Genomic DNA, 23265 nt, shown 5'->3' with positions numbered 1-23265 from the left:
CCGTTTCGTGAGTGCATATGACAACTTCCAGCTTTCTGCAAACCCTGCAAGCCACCACCCTGCTTGAGATCGACGGGCTGTATGCCTCGGATTTCAGCCTCGAAAACGGTCTGCAGATCGAGTGTATGGATGGCCGCGCGCGCAAGGTCTGGACCTTCAGCGCCGAGCAGGTGCAGGCTGCGTCCTTCGACGAATCGCTGCAAAGCTGGGTCATCAACAATGGTGAGTCCGATCATCGCGTGGTCTGCCTTGATGCTTTCAGCCCCAACGATGACGAAGAAGCCGACGAGGATTGATCCAGATCAGTCTTTGGCCACGCTTCAACCGCTAGACTGCCCCGGCGTGCCGGCCCGCTGACAATCAATGCTCAGGGGCCCGGCATCGGTTGGTAGGGTGCCCGGAGCCTTTCGGGCACTACACACGGATGTGCTTGCCTTTTCTTGCCCCGCTCACGGGGTAACGACGTTTGCCGCGCCGGCTTCTGGCCGCGCCTCGGTTTCATGAAATCGAACGACAAGAAAAAACAGGGAGTTTCAATGTCTATTCAAGGTGCGTTGAGCCGTGCACGGCTGTTTCCGACATTTCTCGGGGCCTCGCTGCTGGTGCTGGGCGTGGTGCAGATCATCGCCGGTTACCAGCTCGTCAGCCTCGGCGGTTCGTGTTACTTCCTGCTGTCCGGGCTGGGTCTGGTGATGTGCGGCCTGCTGCTGGTGCTGGCGCTGCGCGTGGCCATCTGGCTGTTCAGCCTGTGCCTGTCGCTGTGTACGGTCTGGTCGTTGTGGGACCTGGGCCTGGATCGCCAGCAACTGATGCCGCGATTGTTCATCTGGCTGCTGATCGGCATGGTGTTGCTGGCACCCATCGCCCGGCAAGGCCTCAAGCCGATGCGCCGGCCGTTTTCCCTGACGCACCTGGTGGTTGCGCTGGCCATCACCGGCGTTTCCCTGGACCCGCTGGCCCAGATTCGCCAGTACCGTCCCGATTATCGCGGGCTGGCCACCTTGTTCATTCCCAGTATCAATGGGCTGCCTCTGGCCATGGAGGCCACGGCGGTGCTGGTGCCTGAAGGTTGAACCTTGATGACTGGCGCATTGTCCTGTCTGAACAGACTATGACAATAAAAAGGAGGCCATCATGATCCAATCTTCACGGCCCTGGCTGGCGCTTGCCGGGGCACTCAGTCTCTTTTGCGCTCAGGCTCAGGGTATGTCAGACACCGATCTATTAGTGGGCACCTACACCCAGGGCAGCAGCCAGGGGATCTATCGCATGGGGTTCGACAGCCAGACGGGGCTGATCGAGCCCGGGCCGCGCCAGGTGGTGCAGACCGACAACCCCTCCTGGCTGACGCTGTCGCGAGAAGGACATTACCTGTTCGCCGTCAACGAGAACGGCCCAGGCCAGCGTGATGAGCGAGGCAAGGTCAGCAGTTACAGCATTGATCCCGCTACCCGGCAGCTGACGCTGATCAATCAGGTGGCCAGCCAGAGCGATGAGCCGACCCACGCCAGCCTGACCCCGGACCAACGCTTTTTGCTGGTGGCCAATTATGCGGTTCAGTCAAAACCGGGCGGCTTGCTGACGGTGTTGCCGGTGGGTGAGGGTGGGCAACTCGGGGACGCGGTGCAAACGCACGGGCCCAATGCGCCCAGCAAGGTCAATCGTGAGCGACAAGCCTCGTCGCATGTGCACTCGGTGGTGCCCGACCCTGAGGGCAAGTATGTCGTGGCCGCCGACCTGGGCGCCGACCGCTTGTTTGTTTATCGCTATCACGCCGACCAGCCGCAACCGCTGCAGTGGATGAAAAAGCAATCGAACGTTGTGCTGCCAAAGGGCAGCGGGCCGCGGCACCTGTTGTTCAGCAAGGATGGCTTGCATGCCTGGCTGACCCTGGAAATGTCCGGGCAGGTGGCGGTGTTCGATTACCTGGATGGCAAGTTTCGACGCACGCAACTGGTCGACCTGAAAGGCGCCGAGCGCAAGGCCAATGGCGCCAGCGGCCTGCATGCATCGGCCGACGGGCGTTTTCTGTATGTGGCCAACCGTGGCGAGGTCAACGAGATGCTGGTGTTCAGCATCGACCCCACCACTGGCCAGTTGAAGGAAATCCAGCGGCGTTCGGTCGAAGGACATGAGCCGCGTGAATTCAGTATCGATCCCTCCGGCAAGTTCCTGCTGATCGCCAACCAGAAAAGCAACCAGATCGTCACCTTGCGCCGCGATCCGCAGACCGGCCTGTTGGGCGATATCGTGCAGGCACTGGATTTCGATGCGCCGTCATCACTGGTCTTTCTGCCCGACCCGCAGTAAGCCAACGGCTCTGGCCCGCGCCGTTGGCGGGCTACAGCCATTATCATTCGCAGTGATAGAAGCTAGTGCTGCAAAAGATTTTTGCCAGACCCGCCTCGGGAGTAAGTTTGACCCATGGCCCCAGCGGCCCGGACCTGAAACCCCTTCCGAGGAATCGCCCCATGAACTTCAATATGTTTTCCATCATTGCTGCATCGGCCATCTCTGCCACTGTTGCCCTGCCTGCCAGCGCCAGTTCGGAAATCACCGAAAAAAGACTGCATGCCAACCAGACCCAGAGCTACACCCCGCAGTACCTGCAACAGAGCGCCAACTTTTACGCCGCCCTTGATCATAAAAGCGTGCGTTGAAACACAGCACTCAATGAAGCTTTCGCGAGCCTGTTAGCCCACTTTCCTGGCGACCCCTGCTCATCGCGCAGCAGACTACGCAGACCTCGTCGGCCAGCCGGTTCGCGAAAGCTTCGCTTATATTCGTCATCCCCGCAGGGTACTCTCTGCGGGGATGTTTCTTTTGGGCCATACAAAAGATTCAACTTTCAGGACCGGCAGGCATCAATACCAGTGATCGCCGGTATGCAAAGACATGCTTTCTCATGGATCAACCTTTGAAGCACTCTGGTGCGACGCAAAGACGAGGAATTCAAACATGGCCACTGCACTGCTTCATTCGATCAAGCAAGGCGCCTGGATTGCCATTGCCCTGTACGTGGTGCTCATTGGTGTGGTCACTGTGACCAGCATGAGCCCGAGCCTGACCGACGCCCAGGCGCCGGTGGTGGTGCACAGCGCCGAGCCAGCCACCGCTCACGCGTCCTGACGGCCGTCGAGTGGGGTTGCTCATGACCCCACCTCCAGCGTGCTCAGGCCATTGCCCTGGCGTCTGACCCGGATCTGCACGGCGATGCGCTCGTGCATTTCCTGCACATGGGAAATCACCCCGACCTTGCGCCCCTGTGCCTGCAGGCCGTCCAGCGCATCCATGGCCAGTTGCAGTGATTCGGGATCCAGGCTGCCGAAACCTTCGTCGATGAACAGCGACTCGATGCGCAAGGTGCTGGACGCCATCGACGCCAGCCCCAGTGCCAACGCCAGCGACACCAGGAACGTTTCGCCGCCCGACAGCGAATGCACCGAACGCATCTCGTCACCCATCTCGGTGTCCAGCACCAGCAGGCCCAGCAGGCTGCCACCACGCTTCAGGCGGTAGCGGCGCACCAGTTGGCGCAACTGGGCGTTGGCGTGGTGCACCAGCAGGTCGAGGTTGTAGGCCTGGGCCAGCTTGCGGAAGCGATCACCCTCGGCCGAACCGATCAGCTCGGCCAGGCGCCCCCAGCGCAGCCGCTCGGTACTGGCGTGTTCGATACGCGCCTGCAATTCACCGCTTTCGGCCTGGCGCCGCTGGTCTTCACTGACCTGCGCGCGCAGGTCGGCGCACACTTGCTCACTCAGGGCGAGCTCGGCCTGGGTGCTCAGCAGTGCCTCGGCCAGGGCCGCGGCATCGCTACCGGACTGTTGCGCTTCGTGCTGACTCAGGCGCTGCTCGCGCTCCTGGACCAATACCCTGGCCTGTTCCAGGGCTTTGTCGCTGGCGTGCAGGCGCTGGCGCAAAGGCTCGACCTGTGCCGGATCGAAATCCAGCAAGGCCTGCAGGGTATTGTCGTCCAGTTGCGAATGGGCGTTGCGCCAGGCAGCGAGCTGTTCGAGCAGCCCAAGGTATTCACTTTGCAGGTCCTGGTGCTGTTGCTGGCCGGCGGTCAGTTCGGCTGCCAGCTGGATGAGCTGCGCCTGATTGTCCTGAAAGGCCTGTGCGGCCTCGGCTTGCGCACTGCGGGCTTGTTCGACACCTTGCTCCAGTGCCTGTTGCCAGTGTTCGGCACGGGCATGCGTGCCCAGCAAGTCGCTCAAGGCCGCCTGGCTGGCGTGCTGCTGATCGCTCAATTGCTGCACGTGCTGTTGCAGTTCGAGCTGGCGCTGCCGGTCGCTGCTCAACGTGTGCTGGAGTTGCTCGACAGCCTTCTGCCGCTCGGCCTGTTCCTGCTCCTCATCCTGCTGCTGTTCGATCAGTGCCAGGCGCTCGCCCACCTGTTGTTCCAGGCGCATGACGCTGGCACTGGTGTCGTCGCGCAAGGCCGCCAGGGTGTCATCGGGCAGGACACCGGCCAGTGCATCAAGCGCTTCCTCAAGGCGTTCGCGGTCAGCGTGCAGTTGCCGCTGTTGCTCCTCGACCTGCCGAGTGGCGTCCTGGCTGGTCAGCTGCGCCTGTTGCAACTGATGCTGCAACTGAGCGGCGTCCTGTTGCAGCGTGAGCAGGGCCTGCTGGCGCTGTTCGTCCTTGAGAATCACTTCGTTGAGCTGGTCAAGCTGGCGGGCCAGCCAGGCGCTGCGCTCGGCCTCGGCGCGATCGAGCACGGCAGCGGCCTGCGGATGGTCCTGCAACTGCGCGGTCAACTGCTGTTGCTGGTCTTGCAACTGTTTGTGCTGCTGCAAGGCATCCTTTTGCCGCGCAATGACTACGCCGACCTGTTCACGCAGCTGGCTGCGCTGGTCCTTGAGTTCGTCCACGGCCTTTTCGGCACGGCTTTGCTCGCTTTCATCATGCTCGGCCAGGCCTTGCAGCACCGCCTCGGGCTTGTGCCAGGGGTGATCGGCGCTGCCGCACACCGGGCAGGGCTGCAGGTTTTGCAACTGGCTGCGCAGAGCCTCGACACTGGCACTGCGGGCCAGGCGCTGGCGATCAAGCAATTGTCGGGTGACGTTCAGCGTCTGTTCGGCGACCTTGAGTTGCTCGGCCACGGCCATGCCCTGGGCCGTGAGGTGTTCGCGTTCCTGCTGGGCGCTGTGCAATTGCTCGCCCAGCGCCTGCAAGGGCGCATCGAGGGCTTGCCGGCTGCTCCACAGGCGGCTGAGATCTTCGATGGCGCGGTGCTGCTTGCGGTTGTCCTGCAGCAGGCCACCGAGCAATTGCAGGTGCTCGGTGACCGCCTGAGGTTCGACATCCGCTTCGCGGTAGAGCACGTCCAGCGCGCTGCGTTGCACCCCCAGTTGCTGCTCGGCTTCCATCGCCCGCTGCACCAGGGCCGGCAACTCGTGCTGCCCCTGGCGCACGCGGTTGGCAGTCAGGGTCAGGGTTTTGAGGCGGTCGCGCCAGGCGCTCCAGGCCTGGGTCAGCGGCGCCAGCGATGTGCTGGCCTGCAGTTGCCCGGTGATTGTCTCCAGGCGCTGGGCGACCTGGTGCTGTCGGTCGAGCAGCGCCTTCAGTTGCGCCTGGCCCTGTTCATACGCTTGTGCACTGTGTTGCTGTTGCGTACGGGCCTTGTCCAGCCCCTCGGCCAGGTGACTCAAGGTGTTCTGGGCATCGAACGCCTGCTGCAGGCGTGGCCGGACCTCGACGAGCTGCTGCTGGGCGGCCTGCAGCGTGGTATGCGCGTTGTCGCGGCGCGCTTGCAGGTCTGTGGCCTGGGCGTCCAGTTCGACCCGGCGGGCTTGTTGTTGAGCGATACGCTCGGCCAGCGGCGTCAGTTGTGCGTGCAGTGAGGCCTGGCGGGCAAAGTGATGACGCTGTGGCGCCAGCGTTTGCAGATGCTCCAACTGCTGGCGCAGCTCACCGAGCTGTTGCCAGTCCTGCTCGGCGGTCGTCAGGGTGTGGCGCGCCTCAAGGGCTTCATCGCCCAAGCGTTGCAGTTGCGCCAGCCATTGCTGTTGCAGCTCCAGCGCGCGCAGCCTGGCCTGTTGCGCCTTGAACTGCGTTTGCGCGTCGAGCACACGCCGGTCCAGGTCGGCGCGCTCTTCGACACTCATGGGCGCGACGCCGGTGGCTTGCAGGTTCAGGTCGTCCAGCGCTTTTTTGGCGTCGTTGGCCTTGAGGTAGGCGCGCTTGCCCAACTGGCTGTAGATCGCCGTGTTGGTGAGCTTTTCCAGCAGTTCGCTACGTTCCTTGTCGTCGGCCTTCAAGAAGGCGCTGAACTCGCTCTGGGCCAGCATCACGGCGCGGGTGAACTGCTCGAAGTTCAGGCCCAGGCGTTGCTCGACCAGTTGCTCGAACTCGCGTTTGCTCTGGTTGCTCAGCACCTGTTCGCTGTCCAGGTCGGTCAGGGTCTGGCGGCTGGCCTGCAGTTTCTTGGCGGCGTTGTCGCGGGCACGGTTGGTTTCCCAGCGGGCACGGTAGCGGCGCTGATCGATGCCGATGAAGTCGACCTCGGCGTAGCCACTGCCGGTGCCGCGGCGCAGCAAGGTGCGCGGGTCACTGGTGGTGATCTCGCCGTCGATGTCCGGCACCTTGGAGGCGGTGATACGGCTCAGCCGTGGAATGGCACCGAACAGCGCCAGGCACAGCGCATCGAGCAGGGTGCTCTTGCCGGCGCCGGTGGGGCCGGTAATGGCGAACAAGCCAGCGCTGGCCAGGGGCTCGGCAGTGAAGTCGACCTCGAACGGGCCGGCCAGCGAGGCGAGGTTTTTCAGGCGGATGGCAAGGATTTTCATGGGGCTTCGCTCTCGTGCTGGACTTCACGCAGCAGCGTGGCGAAATCGCTGAGGGTCTGTTCGTCGACCGCATTGCCGTAGGTGTCCTGCCAGGCCCGGCTGAACAGCTCCTGCGGGGTCAGTTGGTCCAGGTCGATCAACTCGACGCCGGCCGTGTCCGGGTCATCGTCACGGGCGCTGGCGTATTCGGCGGCGATGCGCACCAGGCGCACGGCCTTGCCCTGCAGGGCCGCCTCGATGCGGCTGCGCAGGTCCGGCTGTGGCTGGTCCAGGCGCACGCGCACCTCAAGCCAGGGCTGGCGCTCGGCTTCGGCGAGCAGGTCGAGATTGGCCAGGGCAGCCAGTTGCACCAGCAGTTCATCAAGCGGCAACGGGCCCAGGCGCTGCAAGGGCACGGTGCGCGGGATCAGCAGGGGCTCGACGCTGAGCAGCCGTTCACCGTCGCAGGTGATTTCCAGTATCTGGTGCTTGTAGCCGATTTCCGAAAACGACAATGGAATCGGCGAGCCACTGTAGCGGATGCGTTCTTCGCCATTGACCTGCTGGGGCTTGTGCAGGTGGCCAAGGGCGACGTAGGTGATGTCGGGTACGAACAGGCTGGCGGGCAGGGCCTCGGCGTTGCCGATGATCAGGCTGCGCTCGGAGTCTTCGGACACCGAACCGCCGGCCATGTGCGCGTGGCTGACCGCGATCAGTGCCTGGCCTGGCTGGCGTTTGGCCAGGGCGGCGTCGATCAGCAGGCGGTGAACCTGGGCGATGCCGTGCAGGTAGTCATCGCCCGACAGTGCCCCGGTCACTTCGGCCGGACGCAGGAACGGCAAGGCCAGGCACCAGGCCCGCACCTCGCCGCTGGCGTCAGGCAGCGGCAGCAACAGACGCTCGGCGTCCAGGCGGCCGTCATCCAGCCACAGCACGCGGCCCAGCGCATGGGTGCGCAAGCGGCGCATCAATGGCGCAGGCAGCTCGATGCGCGAGCCGGAGTCGTGGTTGCCGGCAATCATCACGATGGTCAGCTGCGGCTGTTGCTCGTGGGCGTCGACGATGAATTCGTAGAGGCGTTCCTGGGCTTTGACCGGTGGGTTGACGGTGTCGAAGATGTCACCGGCGATCAACAGCACATCGGGCCGGCGCTCGGCCAGGCGGGCCAGCAGCCAGGTCAGGAAGGCCTGGTGCTCGAAGTCCCGCTCCTGGCCATGCAGGTGCTGGCCCAGGTGCCAGTCAGAGGTGTGAAACAGACGCATGTGATTACCTTGTGATTGACCTGCAACGCGTTATTTGGGGTACAACGGCGGCAGTCCGGCCTCGCCATTGGCATGTAAGCGTTCGCTGGCCGGCAGGGTGCCGATGGCGCGCCACAGGTCCTCGCCCAGCCAGAACTGGCCGGCCTCGCTGTAGAGCGCGCCGTTCAGGCCGTCCAGGGCATCGGACAGCGGCACGAAGCGGGCGGCCATTTCGGCCAGGGTTTCCGGTTGCTGGCGGGCCCAGGCGTCCAGGGCCTGGCGGGTGGCGTGCGGGTCGTTGGCCTGGCAGGCGCGCTTGAGGTCGTCCAGCACCGTGCGCGGGCTGGGGCCGCTCTGGGCGCTGCGGGCCACCGCCGGCTGGCCCCGGGCGCGCCACCAGAACACCGCGCCCAACAGGGTGGTGAAGGCAAAGAACAGCGTACTCAGTTGCCAGACCCACAGCCACGGTGCCAGGGCACTGTGATCGCCGCCCACGGGCGTGTCGACCGCAAGCCCCGGGTTGTTGGTGACTTGCAGGGTGCGCGCCGGCAGGCTGCTGTGTTCGATGTGTTCTTGCTGTGTGTTCCACCAGGTGACCTCGATGCTTGGCAGTTCCATGGCACCTGTACGGTTGGGCACCAGCGCTTCGCTCTCCTGACGGCGGCTGATCAGTCCGCGTTCATTGGCCTCGTTGCTCAGTTGCGGTTGATCGGGGTAGCGGCGCAGGCCTGGCAGGTCCGGGTTGGTCAAGGGCGGCAGTTGCGCCGCCGACAGGCCTTCGACCTGCAGGCTCAGGGTGCGGGTCAACGAATCACCGACCTGGGTATTGACTGTGTCGGGGTTCCAGTTTTCTTCCAGCGTCACGTTGCGTGCCGGCAGCCAGGGCAGGTGCGCCGGCCAGTCGTGGGGCGTCGGCTTGACGGTCAGGGTGATCTCGGCCGAACTGACCTGCAACGCCTTGCCCGGTTGTGGGCCATAGGGGTTGGGCGCCTGTTGCTGACCCGGGCCGATGGCCGCCGCGGTCTGCACCTGGGTGGCACTGAACACCAGCGCCGGAATCTGCAGCACGCCACTGCGCTGCGGGTAGATGGCGTAGCGGGTTTCGATCACCCCGTGGCGAATGCCGTTGATGAGCTTCTCATAGGTGCGCGGCTCACCGAGTTTTTCGATGCGCGCCTCGGGCAGTTGCAACGGGCTGAGGTTGCTGTCGTCGAACAGCGCCACCGAATGATAGATACGCAGGGTCAGCACGGCCTGGGCCTGTACATAGACGCTGTCGTGATCCAGGCTGGCCTCGATGAATACCGGCGCCAGTTCGTTGGCCGGCTCCTGCACGTTGCCGGGCAGCACCTGCAGGGTGATCGGCTGGCTGCTCAGTTCGCCCAGGGTCAGGGGCGGAATCTGCACACTGCCGGTCTGTCGGGGCAGCAGGGTGATCAGCCAGCGGGTGTTGGCCTGGCTGGCGCCGTCCAGGGTCGTCAGGCGGTTGACCTGGCGGGTGTCGCGCACCTCGAAGTCGGTGTCCAGTACGCTCAGGTCGGGCTTGCCGAACTGCGTCACGTCGTTGGTTTCCAGAGTCAGTTCCACGGTTTCGCCCGCACTCAGGCGCGTGCGGTCGACCTGGGCGGTCAATTCCGCCGCCTGGGCCGGGAGCATGAATACCCCGAGCAACAAACCGACAAACAATGACGCACGACTCATGGGGTGGTTTCCTGATGCTGCTGTTCGTAGCGGAACTTGCGCCGCAACAACTCGCCGGGATCGTCCGGGATCTGTCGCAGCCAGTGTTCCAGGGCCTGGCGCCGTTCGCCGTCCAGGGGCGCGTCGCCGGTTTGCAGCGGCGGACGCGTGGTGTTGTCGGCGTCGTCGGAAATCGGCGTGCCGCTCACGGTGTCGCTTTCATTGGGGTTGTCGCGGTCGCTTGGCGCGCTCGGGGTGTCCGCCTGCTCGCCGGGTTGGGCGTCGCTCTGGCCATCGGCTGACGCGGCATTCTGCTCTGTCGCGCCGGTCTGTGGGGTCGGCTCTTCGTCTTCGGCGGGCTCACCGGGCGGCGGTTCGTCAGTGGTCCTGGCCTGATCGCGGGCCTGTTGCACCAGCAGCCGGTTGATTTGTGCGGCCGGAAAATCCGGCTGGCGCTCAAGGGCCTGGTCGAACGCGTCCAGGGCGCCCTCCAGCTCACCACTCAAGGCCAGGGCAGTGCCACGGTTGTAATGGTCGGCGGGGCTGTCGCCGGCCGCAAAACGCTGGGCAGCACCGGCGTAGTCACCGGCGGCAAACAGCGCCATGCCTTGCCATTGCACGTTCTCGAAGCGTTGTGCGGCCTCGGCCGGGCGCTGGCGCTCCAGCAGACGCTGGCCTTGCTGGTCCGGGCGCAGCCACAGGTCCTGCCAGTCGAATGCCAGGCTTTCGCGCGGCAAGACGCATAAAAAGGCCAGCCCGAACAGCCAGCCACGGCGCATGGCGCAGGCGGCCAGCAGCAGCAGCGGCAACAGCAGCCAGTGGCCCTGATCGGCCCAGGTGTCCAGCCGCAGGCGACGCCCGTCGTTGAGCACACGCTGCGGGTTGTCGAGCAGGCCCAGGCCTTGCAGGTCCAGCAGGTCGCTGCGGGCCTGTTGGTAGTGTCCGCCCATCGACGTAGCAACGTCATCGAGGCTGGCGCCGTCCAGGCGTGACAGCACGATTGCGCCGTGTTCGTCGCGTAGCAGGCCGCCGTTGTCCAGGCTGACCGGTGCACCGTCGCGGCTGCCCATGCCCAGAATCAGCAACGGGGTGCCTTGCCCGGCCAGGGCACCCCGAATGCCCTGGCGCTCCTGTTCGCTGAGTGACGTGCCGATCAGCAGGATACGGCCCTGGCCCACGTCGGCCTGGTGCAGCAGGGCCAGGGCCTTGCCGATGGCCAGGTCGGCCCGCTGGCCGGCCAGTGGCATGATCGACGGCTTGATGGTTTCCAGCAGGTTATGGCTGGTGGCCAGGTCGTCGGACAGCGGCACGAGGGTGTGGGCGCTGCCGGCGTAGACCACGATCGCCGTCTGCGCATCGTTGCGGGTCGCCAACAGGTCGCGCAGCTTGCGTTTGGCCAGTTCCAGGCGGTTGGGCGGGGTGTCGCTGGCCAGCATCTGCGGGGTCAGCTCCAGCACCACCACCAGCGGGTCGATGGGCTTCTGGCCAAACTGTTCCAGGCGCTGCCAGCTCGGGCCGACCAGTGCCAGCACGGCCAGCAGCCAGGCGATGCCGAGCACGATCCAGTGGGTCTTGCTGTCGCGGCCATGACCGCCGCCGAGCAGGACGTGATGAAAGGCCGGTGGCAGGATCATCTGCCAGCGCCCGGCGCGTTTCTGCCGGTGCCAGAGCTTGTACAGCAGCCACGCCAGCAGCGGTACGACCAGCAGCCAGGCGGGGCGCAGCCAGTGTGGCCAGAGGCTGATCATTTCGGGCTCCGTAGCTGTTTGAGGCGTTGTCGAACGTGTTGCAGCTGCGCTGCCAGTTTCTGGCGCAGCCAGGTGTGCAGGCGTTGCAGAGCGTTGTTGGGCCAGAGTTCGACGATGACCCAGAGCAGGCTGAGCCACAGGGCCAGGGCCAGCGGCCAGGCATAGAGCGCCAGCGCCGGACGGGCCTGGGTCGGCTGTTGGGCCACCGGCTCCAGGGCGTCGAGGGCGGTGCGGATGCGTTGCAACTGGTCGCCGTCGCGTGCCCGGAAGTACTGGCCGCCACTGAGCTGGGCGATGCGTTTGAGGGTCGGTTCGTCCAGGTCCAGGCTCGGATTGAGGCCCAGCAGGCTTTGCACGCCGGTGCTGTCGGGGTCGGCGCCAATGCCGATCGGGTAGATGCGCACGCCGGCTTCGGCGGCCAGCCTGGCGGCGGTCACCGGATCGATCTGCCCACCATTGTTGGCGCCGTCGGTGACCAGCACCAGCACCCGGCTTTCGGCCGGACGCTGGCGCAAGCGCTTGAGGCCCAGGCCAATGGCGTCGCCGATGGCGGTGTTCTTGCCGGCGATGCCAATGCGTGCTTCGTCCAGCCAGACGCGCACGGTATGGCGGTCGAAGGTCAGGGGCGCCTGCACAAAGGCCTGGCTGCCGAACAGAATCAGGCCGACCCGGTCGCCCTCGCGACCCTCCAGAAAGTCACCCAGCAGCTTCTGCACCAGCGCCAGGCGGGTGACGTCCTCGTCCTGCCATTGCATGTCCGGGTAGTCCATCGAGCCCGAGACGTCCACCGCCACCAGCAGGTCGCGCCCACTGGCGGCGATCGGCAACGGGTCGCCCAGCCATTGCGGACGGGCCGCGGCGGCCAGCAACAGCAGCCAGATCAACAGCAGCGGCCCGGCCTGGCGCCAGACGGGCAGGTTGGCCTTGGCGCGCCGACCGCTCAGGCTTTCGAGTTCGTTGAGAAAGCTGACCTTGAGCGCGGCTTCGCCGTTATCGGCCACCGGCAACAGCCAGCGCATCAGCCAGGGCAGCGGCAGCAGGGCGAAGATCCACGGCCAGGCGAATTCAAACATGCTTGCGAATCCAGGTGTCGACGGCCTGGGTCAGGCCGCTGATGGCCTTGTCGTCGAGCTTGCATTCAGGCTTGTAGGCGCCTTCGACCAGCACCATCCAGCGGGTCAGGCCGGCGGCGGGGCAGCGGTTGTCGAGAAACGCCAGCCACTTGCGCCCGTTCAGGGTGTGGCTCTGGCTGTAGGGGTACTGGTTGCGGCACAAGCGTTTGAGCAGGCCGTTGATGTGCTGCAGCCAGGCGCCGGCCGGGGCGCCGTCGTAGGGCTTGGGCAGGCTGGCCAGCTCGGCCAGGGCCGCCACGCGCAACGGGTCCAGCGGTTGTTCGGCGCGCGACAGCGGCGCCTTGGTGCGCAGCACCCGGTGCAGGCGCCACAGGCCGTAGACCGCCAGCGGCAGCAGCAGGGCCAGCAGCCACCAGCCCGGGGCCGGTGGCCATCCGCTGACGGGGGGCGGAGCGATCAGCGGTTGCAGTTGTTCCAGCGGGTTCATGAGGGTTTGCCCGGACGCCGGGGGTTGAGGAACTGCTGCAGTTGTTCGATCAGATCGGTCTGGGTGCTCAAGGGCATCAACAGTACGCGCAGTTTCTTGGCCAGCCGTTCCCAGCGTGCGCAGCGATCAATGCCCTGATCGCGGTAATGCTTGCGCAGCTCGGCATCCAGGGTGTCGAGCTCAAGGCTGGCGCCACGCTCGGCAAAGCGTAGCAGGCCGGCGGCGGGCAGGGCGCGGTCCAGCGGGTCGGACAGCGGCAACAGCAACAGGTCGCAATGGCGCGACAACAGGCTCAGTTGCTGTTCGGCGGCATCGCTCAGCGCCCGTTCGTCACACAGCACAATCACCAGGCTGCCGGGGCGCAGCACCTCGCGGGCGCGGCGCAAGGCCGTGCCGAAGGCCTCATGGTCGGCGGCGATTTCGGTGTGCAGCGACTGGTTGATACGCACCAGCCGGTTGAGCAGTTGTAACAGGCTCTGCTTGCTGCGCCTTGGCTTGATTTCGTAATGCTCGCGGTCGCCGAACACCAGCCCGCCCACCCGGTCGTTATGCTCAAGTGCCGCCCAGCCCAGCAAGGCGGCGGCCTGGGCTGCCAGCACTGACTTGAACATCATCCCGGAGCCGAAGAACAGCCGGCGGCTCTGCTCGACCAGCAGGAAGATCGGCCGTTCGCGTTCTTCATGAAACAGCTTGGTGTGTGGCTCCTGGGTGCGGGCGGTGACGCGCCAGTCGATATTGCGTACATCGTCGCCGGCCTGGTACACGCGCACCTGATCGAAATCCACCCCGCGCCCGCGCAGCTTGGAGTGGTGCAGGCCCATCAATGGGCTGCGCCGGGTCGGGGTGGAGAATAACTGCACCTCACGCACGCGATGGCGCATTTCGATCAGCTCACGCAGGCTGACCCTAATACCGGGCGGGGCAATCAGCTCGCTCTGCATGGCGTCAAGCGACAGCGACGACGTCGAGGATACGCTGGGTCACCCGGTCCTGGTCGATGCCGGCCGCCTCGGCTTCGAAGGACAGGATGATCCGGTGGCGCAAGACATCGAACAGCACGGCCTGGATGTCTTCGGGGCTGACAAAGTCGCGCCCGGCCAGCCAGGCATGGGCCCGTGAGCAGCGGTCCAGGGCGATGGAGCCACGGGGGCTGGCGCCGTAGGCGATCCACTCGGCCAGCTCCGGGTCGAACTTGGCCGGGGTGCGGGTGGCCATCACCAGTTGCACCAGGTATTCCTCGACAGCGTCGGCCATGTACAGACCCAGGATTTCCTTGCGTGCGGCAAAGATGGCTTGCTGGCTGACCCGGCGCTCGGGCTTGGTCTCGCCGTTCAGGGCTTCGCCACGCGCCTGCTGGAGGATCTTGCGTTCCACGGCAGCATCCGGGAAGCCGATCTTGACGTGCATCAGAAAGCGGTCGAGCTGCGCTTCGGGCAGCGGGTAGGTGCCTTCCTGTTCGATCGGGTTCTGGGTGGCCATGACCAGGAACAGCGGCGAGAGGTCATAGGTACTGCGCCCGACGCTGACCTGGCGCTCGGCCATGGCCTCGAGCAAGGCCGACTGGACCTTGGCCGGGGCGCGGTTGATTTCGTCGGCCAGCACCAGGTTATGGAAGATCGGCCCTTGCTGGAACACGAAGCTGCCGGTTTCCGGCCGGTAGATTTCGGTGCCGGTGATGTCGGCGGGCAGCAGGTCGGGGGTGAACTGAATGCGATGGAACTGCGCCTCGATGCCTTCGGCCAGTTCCTTGATGGCCTTGGTCTTGGCCAGCCCCGGCGCGCCTTCAACCAGCATGTGGCCGTCGGCAAGCAGGGCGATCAGCAGGCGCTCGACCAGCTTTTCCTGACCGAGGATCTGGGTGGAAAGAAAGGTTCGCAGCGCATTCAGCGCTTCACGATGTTCCATCGGTGATGGTTCCTGGCAGGCGGGTGCCGTTATGTCGGATAACGGTCAGGGGCGATTGCCGGGCTTTGCTTGCCGACCTTCGTTCAGACCCTGGACCGGGGGCGATACTTTAATGCATCCGGGGCTTGAACCACTAATGACGGCAGGTGTTTTTTATGCGTCCAGGGGGGTGGTCATGCCTTGACAAGGCATGGAGCCCCGGCTTTTTCTCACGAAGTTTGCAGGCGGTAGAAGCTAAAGGCGTTGTGCCATAGCGTCCGTTGCGCGCCGGCGTCGCCCAGAATGTCGTACAGCAGGTCGATGTCCCGCTTGGTAATGCCGCGTTGCCCGGGAATCAGGGGCGCTCCGCTGCCGAACATCAGCACGTTCGGGTTGGCGTCGTGCAGATCCCGCAGGATCGAGGCCAGCCCCGGACTGAAGCGTCCTGGTGCGCAGACCTTGAGGTGCACACCTTGCTCGGCCAGGCGCAGCAGGGTCGGCAGCGCCGGCCGGCTGAGCGCCCGGTGATCCAGGCTCAGGGCCGGGAGCTGCAGCAATGTTTCTTGCAGTTCGGCCAGTTCGCGGGCATCGATCGCCAGTTCGGTGTGCCAGCCGACATGACTGTGGACGCGCCGGGCCAGGTCCAGCACCTGTTCGGGCAACAGGGCCCCGCCGCGGCGCAGGGTCAGGCGCAGGCCGCGGATGCCGAAGCCGTTCAGGGTGTCGAGTTCGGCATGGGTGATCATCGGCGAGACCTGGGTCACGCCCACGAAGCCCGGTCCCAGCCAGCGCAGTGAGTCCAGCAGGTGGCCTTGCTGGTAACCCTGCAGGGCACTGGAGACCACGACGCCACCACTGAACCCCAGTGGCACGACACAGTCCCGGTAGTTCTGGACGGTAAAGGGCTCGGGTGGCGACTCAAGGTGGGTCTTGAGTCGGAACCTCGGGTTGAAGATATGGCAGTGGGCGTCGAAGCGGGGGGCGGTCATGGCAGGCTCCAGAAAGAGGACGCCTGACTTTACTCCCCCGGATCAGGCGATCTCGCTGACATATATACCGACATTGGCAAGAATGATGCGCAATGTGTCGTCGGCTTCGCGCAGGTCGAGGGCATCGCTGGCGTGGCGGATCTCGTACCGCGTGTCGCCCCCGAGTCTGGCCGCATCGGCAGCGTCCAGCTCGACCAGCAGGCGTTCGGCGCCGAAGGTGACTTTCAGGTGGGTGACGGCCAGGGTCTTGTCGTCGCCCAGGCTGATTTCGATTTCGTTTTCGTCGGGGAAGCGGCTGAGGGAGAACAGGTCGCCGTCTTCGCCGTGGCAGCAGAGCAGGGCCATGTCGTCGTATTCGTCGTCGCACGGGTTGGCGATCAGGCAGGGGGTATTGATAAGCATGGGGTGACTTCCTGGGCAGGCGGCTGGCAAAGCGGTGAGTTTGCCAGTCCTTGATGAACATTGCTGCAGCGGGATGGGCGGTCGGGTCATCGGGGCTGCCTGGGTGTGTCAGTGAGCCCCCCGACCCAATAACAAGACAGTCCCTGTCGAACTCCATAAATGCATCACTTCGAAACAGCTGCAGACCCGGGCAGTCACACGATGACCGAATATGTCGCAGCCTTGTACGCCCTGTACGCACCGCTATCGTTAAGCTGAAAGGCGACGAACGGCTTGCGCATGGACGACACCGGTTCGTCGCTTTTTTCTGACGTACTTCCCGGAATTCACAAAGGCTGGAGCCCGGCACGCAGGCTTCGCCCGTTTGGCTCTACACTCGATCATGCCCTGATCGCGACACCTGCTCCAAGCCTCCCTCTATAAAAGCAAAGCGGAGTATCATCGATGGCGTTCTTCACCGCAGCCAGCAAGGCCGACTTCCAGCATCAACTGCAGGCGGCCCTGGCTCAGCACATCAGTGAACAGGCACTGCCACAAGTGGCGCTGTTCGCCGAACAATTCTTCGGCATCATTTCCCTGGACGAACTGACCCAGCGTCGCCTTTCCGACCTGGCGGGCTGCACCCTGTCGGCCTGGCGACTGCTGGAACGCTTCGAGCACCAAACCCCGCAAGTACGCGCCTACAACCCCGACTACGAACGTCACGGCTGGCAATCGACCCACACCGTGATCGAAGTGCTGCACCACGACCTGCCATTTCTGGTCGACTCGGTCCGCACCGAACTGAACCGCCGCAGCTACAGCATCCACACCCTGCAGACTACCGTGCTGAGCGTGCGTCGCGGGCCGCAAGGCGAGTTGCTGGAGCTGCTGCCCAAGGGCACCACCGGCCCTGATGTGAAGCAAGAGTCGTTGATGTACCTGGAAATCGACCGCTGCTCCAATGCCAGCGAGTTGAACACCCTGGCGCGCGAGCTGGAGCTGGTACTGGGCGAAGTGCGCGTGGTGGTCGAAGATTTCGAGGCCATGAAGGCCCGTGTCAACGATGTGCTGGCTGCCATCGACAACAGTGAATACAGCATCGACGGCGAAGAGAAATCCGAGGTCAAGGTGTTCCTGCAGTGGTTGCTCGACAACCACTTCACCTTCCTGGGCTATGAAGAATTCAAGGTCCACGGTGAGGCCGATGGCGGTCAGATCGAATACGACCCGTCGTCTCTCCTGGGCCTGACCAAGCTGCTGCGCGTGGGCCTGAGCACCGAAGAGCTGCACATCGAAGACTATGCGGTGAAGTACCTGCAGGAGCCGACCCTGCTGTCGTTCACCAAGGCCGCCTTGCCAAGCCGCGTCCACCGCCCGGCCTATCCTGACTATGTATCGATCCGTCTGATCGACGCCGAAGGCACCGTGGTCAAGGAATGCCGTTTCATGGGCCTGTACACCTCCAGCGTGTATGGCCAGAGCGTGCACCAGATTCCCTATATCCGCCGCAAGGTCGCGGAAGTCGAGCGCCGCTCCGGCTTCGACGCCAAGGCCCACCTGGGCAAGGAGCTGGCGCAGGTCCTGGAAGTGCTGCCGCGTGACGACCTGTTCCAGACCCCGGTGGACGACCTGTTCGGCACCGTGATGTCGATCGTGCAGATCCAGGAACGCAACAAGATCCGTGTGTTCCTGCGCAAGGATCCGTATGGCCGTTTCTGCTACTGCCTGGCCTATGTGCCGCGTGACGTGTACTCCACCGAAGTACGGCAGAAGATCCAGCAGGTGTTGATGGACCGCCTCAAGGCCAGCGACTGCGAGTTCTGGACCTTCTTCTCCGAGTCGGTACTGGCCCGTGTGCAGTTGATCCTGCGTGTCGACCCCAAGATCAATCTGGAAATCGATCCGCTGCAACTGGAAAACGAAGTCATCCAGGCCTGCCGTTCGTGGAAGGACGACTACGCCAGCCTGGTGATCGAAAGCTTCGGCGAGGCCAACGGCACCAACGTGCTGGAAGACTTTCCCAAGGGCTTCCCGGCCGGCTACCGCGAGCGCTTTGCCGCGCATTCGGCCGTGGTCGACATGCAGCACGTGCAGAGCCTGTCGGAAACCAATCCACTGGTGATGAGCTTCTACCAGCCGCTGTCGGGCAGCCGCCAGCAACTGCATTGCAAGCTGTACCACGCCGACACCCCGCTGGCGTTGTCGGACGTGCTGCCGATCCTGGAGAACCTCGGCCTGCGCGTGCTCGGCGAGTTCCCGTACCGCCTGCGCCACGTCAATGGCCGCGAGTTCTGGATTCATGACTTTGCCTTCACCGCCGAAGGCCTGAACCTGGATATCCAGCAGCTCAACGATGTGCTGCAGGACGCTTTCGTGCACATCGTGCGTGGCGATGCCGAGAACGACGCTTTCAACCGCCTGGTGCTGACCGCCGGCCTGCCGTGGCGCGACGTGGCACTGCTGCGTGCCTACGCCCGCTACCTCAAGCAGATCCGCCTGGGCTTCGACCTGGGGTACATCGCCAGCACCCTGAACAACCACACCGACATCGCTCGCGAGTTGACCCGGTTGTTCAAGACCCGCTTCTACCTGGCGCGCAAGCTGGGTGCCGACGACCTGGACGACAAGCAGCTGCGTCTGGAGCAGGCGATCCTCACGGCCCTGGACGATGTCCAGGTGCTCAACGAAGACCGCATCCTGCGTCGCTACCTGGACCTGATTAAGGCCACCCTGCGCACCAACTTCTACCAGACCGATGCCAACGGCCAGAGCAAGGGCTACTTCAGCTTCAAGTTCAACCCGCGCCTGATTCCCGAGCTGCCCAAGCCGGTGCCCAAGTTCGAGATTTTCGTCTACTCGCCGCGCGTTGAAGGCGTGCACCTGCGCTTCGGCAACGTGGCCCGCGGCGGCCTGCGCTGGTCGGACCGTGAAGAAGACTTCCGCACCGAGGTGCTGGGTCTGGTCAAGGCCCAGCAGGTCAAGAACTCGGTGATCGTGCCGGTCGGTGCCAAGGGCGGTTTCGTGCCGCGCCGGCTGCCGACCACTGGCGGTCGCGACGAGATCCAGGCCGAGGCCATCGCCTGCTACCGCATCTTCATTTCCGGCCTGCTGGACATCACTGACAACCTCAAGGAAGGCGTGCTGGTGCCGCCGATCAACGTGGTGCGTCACGATGACGACGACCCGTACCTGGTCGTGGCGGCCGACAAGGGCACCGCGACCTTCTCCGACATCGCCAACGGCATTGCCATCGACTACGGCTTCTGGCTGGGCGACGCCTTTGCCTCGGGCGGTTCGGCCGGTTACGACCACAAGAAGATGGGCATCACCGCCAAGGGCGCGTGGGTGGGCGTGCAGCGTCACTTCCGTGAACGTGACATCAATGTCCAGCAGGACAGCATCACGGTGATCGGCATTGGCGACATGGCCGGTGACGTGTTCGGCAACGGCCTGTTGATGTCCGACAAGCTCAAGCTGGTCGCAGCCTTCAACCACCTGCATATCTTCATCGACCCCAATCCGGACCCGGCCGCCAGCTTCGCCGAGCGCCAGCGCTTGTTCGACCTGCCGCGTTCGGCCTGGACCGACTACGATGCCAGCCTGATCTCCGAGGGCGGCGGTATCTTCCCGCGCAGCGCCAAGAGCATCGCGTTGAGCGAGCAGATCAAGGCGCGCTTTGACATCAAGGCCGACAAGCTGACCCCGACCGAACTGCTGCATGCCTTGCTCAAGGCGCCAGTGGACCTGTTGTGGAACGGCGGTATCGGCACCTACGTCAAGTCCAGCGAAGAAAGCCACGCCGATGTCGGCGACAAGGCCAACGACGCCTTGCGCGTCAATGGCAACGAGCTGCGCTGCAAGGTGGTGGGCGAGGGCGGTAACCTGGGCATGACCCAACTGGGCCGTGTCGAGTTCGGCCTGCATGGCGGCGCGACCAACACCGACTTCATCGATAACGCCGGTGGTGTGGACTGCTCCGACCACGAAGTGAACATCAAGATCCTGATCAACGAAGTGGTCCAGGCCGGCGACATGACCCAGAAGCAGCGCAACCAGCTGCTCGAAAGCATGACCGACGATGTCGGCCATCTGGTGCTGGGCAACAACTACAAGCAGACCCAGGCGTTGTCCCTGGCGGCCCGGCGTGCCTACGACCGGATTGCCGAATACAAGCGCCTGATGAACGACCTGGAACTGCGTGGCAAGCTGGACCGCGTCATTGAGTTCCTGCCGTCCGAAGAGCAGATTGCCGAGCGCGTGGCGGCCGGCCATGGCCTGACCCGTGCCGAGCTGTCGGTGCTGATCTCCTATAGCAAGATCGACCTCAAGGAAGCGCTGCTGGAATCGCGCGTGCCGGATGACGATTACCTGGCACGGGACATGGAAACCGCGTTCCCGTCGTCGCTGGCGGCCAACTTCTCTGTGGCCATGCGCAATCACCGCCTCAAGCGCGAGATTGTCAGCACCCAGATCGCCAACGACCTGGTCAACCACATGGGCATCACCTTCGTGCAGCGCCTGAAGGAGTCCACCGGCATGAGCGCCGCCGCCGTGGCCGGTGCCTACGTGATCGTGCGTGACATCTTCCATCTGCCGCACTGGTTCCGCCAGATCGAAGCGCTGGATTACAAGGTGCCGGCCGAGATCCAGCTGGCGCTGATGGACGAGCTGATGCGCCTGGGTCGCCGGGCCACCCGCTGGTTCCTGCGCAGCCGCCGCAACGAGCTGGATGCGGCGCGCGACGTGGCACACTTCGGTCCGCACATCGCGGCCCTGGGCCTGAAGCTGGATGGCCTGCTCGAAGGCCGTACCCGTACGGTCTGGCAGGAACGCTACGAGGCGTACGTGGAGTCCGGCGTGCCGGAATTGCTCGCGCGCATGGTGGCCGGCACCACGCACCTGTACACCCTGTTGCCGATCATCGAGGCTTCCGACGTCACCGGGCAGAACGCCGCCGACGTTGCCAAGACCTACTTTGCGGTGGGCAGTGCCCTGGAAATCACCTGGTACCTGCAGCAGATCAGCAGCCTGCCGGTGGAAAACAACTGGCAGGCCCTGGCCCGCGAGGCGTTCCGCGACGACATCGACTGGCAGCAGCGGGCGATCACCATCTCTGTCTTGCAGATGGTCGATGGTCCGGCAGACGTGGAAGAGCGCCTGGCGCTGTGGCTGGAGCAGCATTCGGCCATGGTCGAGCGCTGGCGTGCCATGCTGGTCGAGCTGCGTGCGGCCAGCGGCACCGACTACGCCATGTACGCGGTGGCCAACCGCGAGTTGCTGGACCTGGCGATGAGCGCGCAGGCCAACCCGCTGTAACGGGTTGAGGCTGCGGTAAAACGAAAAACCCCGCCTTGAGAAAGGCGGGGTTTTTTGTTTTTACGCCACGGCGGGGCTTTGTAGGAGCGCGCTTGCCCGCGACCGAGTGCGTAGCGCTCGCAAAATGTGTCAAACGCTGCAATTTTTTGATTGCAAACACATTCAATATCTCGGAAACGCCACAATTTTACGACTGCTAACGCAGCCGGTCGCGGGCAAGCGCGCTCCTACCCGGGCCCCTGTTTGCTGCGCGACTGCGTTGAATCAGAACGGTACGGCCACGATCACCTGGCTGTACAGGTTGCTGCCGTTGCCGCCGAACTGGTTGCCGCCGGTGTCCTGGTCCTTGCGCGGTTTGTACAGGCCTACCAGTGGGGTGATGATCAGGTGCTCGTTGACCGCCCACTCGGCATATACGTCCAGTTCACGCCCGTCCAGGTTCAAGGCCGCACGGGTGTCCAGAGTCTTGAAATCGAAGAACAGCGCGCCCAGGGTCAGGTTTTCCAGCGGCTTGACCTTCAGGCCCACATGATGAATGCCGGTGTTGCTGTTGAACGGTCCGGAATAGTTGGCCGCCACTTCGCCCTGGAACCAGGTGCCGAAGCCACGGTTCAGGCCGGTGAACATCGAGTCCCAGCCTTCGGAGTAGCGGCTGTAGCGGTAGGTCAGGTCCGGACTCCAGGGCAGGTCGGCGAAGGTGTAGCCGCCTTCAAGGTACCAGGCGTTCTCGTCACCGGCGTTCTTGTTCTGGCGGGCGTATTCGAACGAGAAGTGGGCGTTCTCGATCCCTGCGTTGCCGGCACCACGCAGGCTGTAGATGTTCATGCCGTCGCGCTGGCGCTGAAAGTCGCTGGCATAGCGTTCGTCCACATTCAGGCCATGGATCCAGGTCAGCCCCAGGGTGCCGGGGGCCGCGGTGTATTCCAGGGTCGCGGCGGCCATTTCGGTGTTGGCCTGGGCGTGGTTGTCCGATTCGAACCACAGCAGGCTGCCGTGCAGGCCTTCCTTGCCGCCCAGGCGCAGCGCCACGGTTTTGTCGAAGGCGTGCCGGGCGGCCAGATAGTAGGCACCGCCGCGGTTCAGGTCGCCATCGGCCGGGCCCTTGCCCAGGTTGAGGCCATCGTCGTTGATGATAAAGCCGTCACCCAGGGTAATGATCTGCCGGCCCCACGACAGGTCGACGCCATCCTTGCCCAGTACCGGGAACAGATCACCCGATTTCCAGCCCACGAAGGCTTCATCGAATTTTGTGGTGCGCTCGCTGCCATCGGTAAAGCCGGCCGCATCGCCGTCGCCCCAGGTGGCGGAGCTGACCAGGTTGGCGGTGCCGTACAGGCTGCCGAACGGGCCAATACCCTGGGTGCCGCTCAGCCCGTACTTGATGAAACCTTCGCGCCAGGTCGAGCCGCCGGCGGTGCCGTCGTAGTTCTTGCGGCTGTTGAAGTGGCCGTATACCGCGAGGAAATTGCCGGTCAGCGTGGTGTCTTCATCGCTGTACAGTTCGATGGCCTGTGCGCTGCCGGCGCTCATCAGGCCGGCCAGGCCCAGGCCGATCAGTGTTGGCAAGGTGTTGCGTCGAGTGAAGCGCTCCATGGTGTTGCCCCCTTGGTGGTGGTCTGTAATGAGTGCCCTGCCAGTTAGGGGCATGCGGGGGGTACAAGTCTTTGCAGCGCGTGCCAGCGGTTTGTTTCTG

17 protein-coding genes are annotated in these 23265 nt (G+C 64.3%); 6 read left to right on the top strand and 11 right to left on the bottom strand.

Annotated elements, in window-relative coordinates:
- Positions 1–17: 17 nt before the first annotated feature.
- From ASF84_RS19140 to ASF84_RS29210, 5 genes are all read left to right on the top strand, one after another.
- Positions 18–296, top strand: a complete 279-nt coding sequence (locus ASF84_RS19140; RefSeq protein ID WP_056840419.1) for a DUF5629 family protein — start codon at positions 18–20, stop codon at positions 294–296.
- A 240-nt stretch (positions 297–536) separates the two neighbouring features.
- A complete protein-coding gene (locus ASF84_RS19135) occupies positions 537–1073 on the top strand; it encodes a hypothetical protein (protein ID WP_056840418.1) in 537 nt (178 codons plus the stop codon).
- A 61-nt stretch (positions 1074–1134) separates the two neighbouring features.
- Positions 1135–2310: a lactonase family protein gene (locus ASF84_RS19130; RefSeq protein WP_056840417.1), complete on the top strand. Its 1176-nt coding sequence runs from the start codon at positions 1135–1137 to the stop codon at positions 2308–2310.
- A gap of 161 nt (positions 2311–2471) precedes the next feature.
- Entirely contained in the window at positions 2472–2660 is a 189-nt protein-coding gene (locus ASF84_RS19125; protein ID WP_056840416.1) for a hypothetical protein, read from the top strand.
- 298 nt (positions 2661–2958) lie between these two features.
- Positions 2959–3129, top strand: coding sequence for a hypothetical protein (locus ASF84_RS29210; protein WP_153811681.1), 171 nt, complete (start codon positions 2959–2961; stop codon positions 3127–3129).
- A gap of 20 nt (positions 3130–3149) precedes the next feature.
- Here ASF84_RS29210 and ASF84_RS19120 read toward each other — a convergent pair whose 3' ends face one another.
- The 10 genes from ASF84_RS19120 to ASF84_RS19075 all read right to left on the bottom strand — a co-directional run bounded on the left by ASF84_RS19120 (position 3150) and on the right by ASF84_RS19075 (position 16274).
- Positions 3150–6791 (bottom strand): AAA family ATPase, encoded by a 3642-nt coding sequence (locus ASF84_RS19120; RefSeq protein ID WP_056840415.1) that lies wholly within the window; start codon positions 6789–6791, stop codon positions 3150–3152.
- A complete protein-coding gene (locus tag ASF84_RS19115; RefSeq protein ID WP_056840414.1) occupies positions 6788–8032 on the bottom strand; it encodes an exonuclease SbcCD subunit D C-terminal domain-containing protein in 1245 nt (414 codons plus the stop codon). The genes ASF84_RS19120 and ASF84_RS19115 overlap by 4 nt, the downstream gene beginning before the upstream one ends.
- A gap of 30 nt (positions 8033–8062) precedes the next feature.
- Positions 8063–9712, bottom strand: a complete 1650-nt coding sequence (locus ASF84_RS19110; protein ID WP_056840413.1) for a BatD family protein — start codon at positions 9710–9712, stop codon at positions 8063–8065.
- On the bottom strand, positions 9709–11439 hold the full coding sequence (locus tag ASF84_RS19105) for a VWA domain-containing protein (protein WP_056840412.1): 1731 nt from the start codon (positions 11437–11439) through the stop codon (positions 9709–9711). The genes ASF84_RS19110 and ASF84_RS19105 overlap by 4 nt, the downstream gene beginning before the upstream one ends.
- Positions 11436–12512, bottom strand: a complete 1077-nt coding sequence (locus ASF84_RS19100) for a vWA domain-containing protein (protein WP_056840411.1) — start codon at positions 12510–12512, stop codon at positions 11436–11438. The genes ASF84_RS19105 and ASF84_RS19100 overlap by 4 nt, the downstream gene beginning before the upstream one ends.
- On the bottom strand, positions 12505–12999 hold the full coding sequence (locus ASF84_RS19095; protein WP_056840410.1) for a DUF4381 domain-containing protein: 495 nt from the start codon (positions 12997–12999) through the stop codon (positions 12505–12507). The genes ASF84_RS19100 and ASF84_RS19095 overlap by 8 nt, the downstream gene beginning before the upstream one ends.
- Entirely contained in the window at positions 12996–13940 is a 945-nt protein-coding gene (locus ASF84_RS19090; protein WP_056840409.1) for a DUF58 domain-containing protein, read from the bottom strand. Before ASF84_RS19090 ends, ASF84_RS19095 begins: the two co-directional genes overlap by 4 nt.
- 4 nt (positions 13941–13944) lie before the next feature.
- Positions 13945–14904, bottom strand: a complete 960-nt coding sequence (locus ASF84_RS19085) for an AAA family ATPase (protein ID WP_056840408.1) — start codon at positions 14902–14904, stop codon at positions 13945–13947.
- A 209-nt stretch (positions 14905–15113) separates the two neighbouring features.
- On the bottom strand, positions 15114–15872 hold the full coding sequence (locus ASF84_RS19080; RefSeq protein WP_056840407.1) for an amidohydrolase family protein: 759 nt from the start codon (positions 15870–15872) through the stop codon (positions 15114–15116).
- Positions 15873–15914: 42 nt separating this feature from the next.
- Complete coding sequence (locus ASF84_RS19075; protein WP_056840406.1) at positions 15915–16274, bottom strand: hypothetical protein; 360 nt, start codon at positions 16272–16274, stop codon at positions 15915–15917.
- 444 nt (positions 16275–16718) lie between these two features.
- On the opposite strand from ASF84_RS19075, the gene ASF84_RS19070 reads away from it, so the two are divergent.
- Positions 16719–21572, top strand: a complete 4854-nt coding sequence (locus tag ASF84_RS19070; RefSeq protein ID WP_056840405.1) for an NAD-glutamate dehydrogenase — start codon at positions 16719–16721, stop codon at positions 21570–21572.
- 264 nt (positions 21573–21836) lie between these two features.
- Here the strand turns inward: ASF84_RS19070 and ASF84_RS19065 are convergent, their stop codons facing one another.
- Complete coding sequence (locus tag ASF84_RS19065; RefSeq protein WP_056840404.1) at positions 21837–23165, bottom strand: hypothetical protein; 1329 nt, start codon at positions 23163–23165, stop codon at positions 21837–21839.
- Between the last annotated feature and the right edge of the window lie 100 nt (positions 23166–23265).

The sequence above is a fragment of the Pseudomonas sp. Leaf127 genome, assembly GCF_001423155.1.
Taxonomy (GTDB): domain Bacteria; phylum Pseudomonadota; class Gammaproteobacteria; order Pseudomonadales; family Pseudomonadaceae; genus Aquipseudomonas; species Aquipseudomonas ovata.
The sequence above is the reverse complement of the archived record's forward strand: the minus strand, read 5'-3'. Positions and strand labels throughout refer to the sequence as shown.

Excerpts from the sequence above, each read along its gene's own strand:
- ASF84_RS19125 (WP_056840416.1), top strand. The coding sequence starts at position 2,472 with ATGAACTTCAATATGTTTTCCATCATTGCTGCATCGGCCATCTCTGCC.
- ASF84_RS19140 (WP_056840419.1), top strand. The coding sequence starts at position 18 with ATGACAACTTCCAGCTTTCTGCAAACCCTGCAAGCCACCACCCTGCTT.
- ASF84_RS19110 (WP_056840413.1), bottom strand. The coding sequence starts at position 9,712 with ATGAGTCGTGCGTCATTGTTTGTCGGTTTGTTGCTCGGGGTATTCATG.
- ASF84_RS19095 (WP_056840410.1), bottom strand. The coding sequence starts at position 12,999 with ATGAACCCGCTGGAACAACTGCAACCGCTGATCGCTCCGCCCCCCGTC.
- ASF84_RS19065 (WP_056840404.1), bottom strand. The coding sequence starts at position 23,165 with ATGGAGCGCTTCACTCGACGCAACACCTTGCCAACACTGATCGGCCTG.
- ASF84_RS19085 (WP_056840408.1), bottom strand. The coding sequence starts at position 14,904 with ATGGAACATCGTGAAGCGCTGAATGCGCTGCGAACCTTTCTTTCCACC.
- ASF84_RS19070 (WP_056840405.1), top strand. The coding sequence starts at position 16,719 with ATGGCGTTCTTCACCGCAGCCAGCAAGGCCGACTTCCAGCATCAACTG.
- ASF84_RS19090 (WP_056840409.1), bottom strand. The coding sequence starts at position 13,940 with ATGCAGAGCGAGCTGATTGCCCCGCCCGGTATTAGGGTCAGCCTGCGT.
- ASF84_RS19130 (WP_056840417.1), top strand. The coding sequence starts at position 1,135 with ATGATCCAATCTTCACGGCCCTGGCTGGCGCTTGCCGGGGCACTCAGT.
- ASF84_RS19080 (WP_056840407.1), bottom strand. The coding sequence starts at position 15,872 with ATGACCGCCCCCCGCTTCGACGCCCACTGCCATATCTTCAACCCGAGG.
- ASF84_RS19105 (WP_056840412.1), bottom strand. The coding sequence starts at position 11,439 with ATGATCAGCCTCTGGCCACACTGGCTGCGCCCCGCCTGGCTGCTGGTC.
- ASF84_RS19115 (WP_056840414.1), bottom strand. The coding sequence starts at position 8,032 with ATGCGTCTGTTTCACACCTCTGACTGGCACCTGGGCCAGCACCTGCAT.
- ASF84_RS29210 (WP_153811681.1), top strand. The coding sequence starts at position 2,959 with ATGGCCACTGCACTGCTTCATTCGATCAAGCAAGGCGCCTGGATTGCC.
- ASF84_RS19120 (WP_056840415.1), bottom strand. The coding sequence starts at position 6,791 with ATGAAAATCCTTGCCATCCGCCTGAAAAACCTCGCCTCGCTGGCCGGC.
- ASF84_RS19135 (WP_056840418.1), top strand. The coding sequence starts at position 537 with ATGTCTATTCAAGGTGCGTTGAGCCGTGCACGGCTGTTTCCGACATTT.
- ASF84_RS19075 (WP_056840406.1), bottom strand. The coding sequence starts at position 16,274 with ATGCTTATCAATACCCCCTGCCTGATCGCCAACCCGTGCGACGACGAA.
- ASF84_RS19100 (WP_056840411.1), bottom strand. The coding sequence starts at position 12,512 with ATGTTTGAATTCGCCTGGCCGTGGATCTTCGCCCTGCTGCCGCTGCCC.